This window comes from Algoriphagus sp. NF (assembly GCF_028823735.1).
GTDB lineage: Bacteria > Bacteroidota > Bacteroidia > Cytophagales > Cyclobacteriaceae > Algoriphagus > Algoriphagus marincola.
Map to the genome: position 1 here is coordinate 1 of NZ_JAPEIB010000084.1, position 2434 is coordinate 2434.

Sequence of the window (2434 nt, forward strand, 5' to 3'; positions counted from 1 at the left end):
CCTGGTACGGAATCATGTTTGAAATATTTTCAGTTGAAGAAGATAGATTTTGCCTTTTCATTGAAAGAGGTTGGAGTGATTTATATTATGGAATCACTATTTTGAACAACAAAAAGAGAGACCCGAAGAAACATGATGAGTATGCTGAATTTGCAAGTAAATTAAATGAGTTTACTGATTGGGAAAAAGAAGATGTTTGGCTAGGAGGGAATTACTTGAATCCGAGTATAAATTTCACGTCGTTTTCAAATGAAGAGACTTTGAATCTAATCAAGGAGGATTATAGGAGAAAATACCTGAAAAAGAATTGGAGTGAAATCAAAATATTTATAGAAAAAGTTAAAAAAATAAAGGCGGCACTGAACAAAGCCTAGCCGAAAATGATCCTAACGTCGCACCGCGGCTACGCCATTTCTTGCATATATACTTCCCCAAGTCCTAAAAAGGAACCCCAATCACTCATCAAAGCTGTACCTAATAAAAAAGTCGCAAATTGACTATTGACTAAAGGCTTTCCTCAGGACCTTTCATTTTTACTTCCCCTCCAGTATCTTCTTTATCGCCTCATTCATCTGCATCATCGTCTCCATCATTTTCATCATAACCTCGGTCTGATTCGCATCGGTGGCTTTATAAATACTATTTGTTTGAATTGCAATATTGTTTGATCCATTAATCGATTCTACATAGTTACTTGGCTGTGCAGCAATTATTTGAATTGGATCTACCTTCAAAAACTCGGCAACTTTTTGAATTATCTCTACAGTAATCTTACTCTCTCCCCGCTCATATTTCGTGTAGGTAGCCTCTTTTACCCCAAGATAGTCAGCCACCTCTACTGCCTTCCGGTCTCGGAGTTTGCGAAACATGGCGAGGTTCCGTCCGATAGTTTTATTTTCCAAAACGGTAAAACCTTGATTATCTGATTCGTTCATAATACTGTTGGGTAAGAAAATTGATTAAAAAACCTTTAAATGAGGGAATATTCGAAAATAGTAGTTTCACATCACTATTTGCAATACCTAAACTACTCACTATCCTCAATTTTTCAAATTCGGATGCTTAAAATTGTTTGTATTTCAATTATAAACCAACAATAATCAGCCTTTTCTATGGACAATAATCCAAAACAAACAAGAGGAAAATATCCAGTCTGGCGATTTGAGGTAGTATCTATCGATACAGGAAATAATCCAGAACAGCTATTTCAAATCAGCTCCTCCGACTGGCTCTTTCCCCGGAAACCCAAACAACCTATTTAAAACCTATTTTTATTCTCCCTGATTGCTTCCCAAGGGGCTTGTATTACCCAAGGGGATTACCGCTAATGATCAGAGAGTGACGTTTCCAGAAGGAGCTGATCGACTGCAGCGCTTCATTTTCCTTCAATATTAATCTATTTCTTAATCCAAGACCGACCGGTTCCGATCGTGCCGAATCCCTGATAATCATCTGGATGCGGACAGGAGGACTATGTCTAAAAGTTCGGGGGCTTTGACTAGGCTTCGACTCCGCTCAGCCTGACAAGCTGACTGGGCTGCTCAGTCTGACAACCTGAGTAGGCTGCTCAGCCTGATACCTCTCCTGTCGCTTGTGGTGAGCGCAGTCAAACCATTGGTCTTTAATCTCTAACAAGCATGAAAAAACATCTATTCACATGCTTCCTGGCATGGCTATGCCTAATCGGAAGCCCACCAATCCTGAGTCAGGTTGCTGATTCACCCACGGGAAACGGTCTAGTTGATGCCGATTCCCTTCACCCCGGGCGGGAGGAGAGCAGATCTCCCGCCCTCCCTGACTCACTTTCCATCGGTGATAAGATTCCTGATGGGATCATACTCAACGAATTACTAAATTCAGTGGATTCCCCCATTCAATTAGATAAACTTAAAGGCAAATTTGTTATCCTCCAGTTTTGGGCACCTTCCTGTACCGGAAGTATGGGGTCTTTACCAAAAATAGATAAGCTAGTAGACTCCTACAAGGATCAAATCGAACTGATTCCAATTACCACTTTTCCGAAAGAGTCGGTGGAACGAGTCTTTGATTCTTATTCCTCGCTGGAGGAAGTTGACAGTCCAGTCGTTGTAAATGCTGGTGAACTTCGCTCCTTGTTCCCACATACAACCATCCCTCACTTCGTGATCCTTGATCCAGAAAGTCGTGTTTTGGCAATTACCGGGCAGGAGGATATCACCAGAGACAACCTCGAATTGATGCTGGCCGGAAAAGAAGCCCAATTTAGGCATAAGGTGGATAGGAAAATCAGAATAGACCGAAATACTAAGTTGATTTCTGAAAGCAGTGAATTACCTAACAAAAACATCTGGTTTCAATCGGCACTGACCGGATACATTCCCGATGTGGGAGGATCTTTAATCCAGAATTTTGAGGGGCTTTCTCATATCAGGATAGTCAACATGCCTTTATTTCA

Annotated in this window: 3 protein-coding genes; 2 read left to right on the forward strand and 1 reads right to left on the reverse strand. The window is 41.0% G+C overall.

Features of this window, described 5'->3' with window-relative positions; all coding sequences use genetic code 11:
* A partial coding sequence (locus OU792_RS18355; protein ID WP_274671027.1) for a hypothetical protein occupies positions 1–374 on the forward strand: 374 nt, incomplete at its 5' end.
* A 159-nt stretch (positions 375–533) separates the two neighbouring features.
* Here OU792_RS18355 and OU792_RS18360 read toward each other — a convergent pair.
* The gene (locus OU792_RS18360) at positions 534–935 is read right to left on the reverse strand and encodes a helix-turn-helix domain-containing protein (RefSeq protein WP_274671028.1); all 402 of its coding nucleotides are present in this window, start codon (positions 933–935) and stop codon (positions 534–536) included.
* Between the two features lie 702 nt (positions 936–1637).
* Between OU792_RS18360 and OU792_RS18365 the strand changes: the two genes are divergently transcribed.
* The coding region (locus tag OU792_RS18365; protein ID WP_274671029.1) for a TlpA family protein disulfide reductase at positions 1638–2434 on the forward strand (797 nt) is incomplete at its 3' end.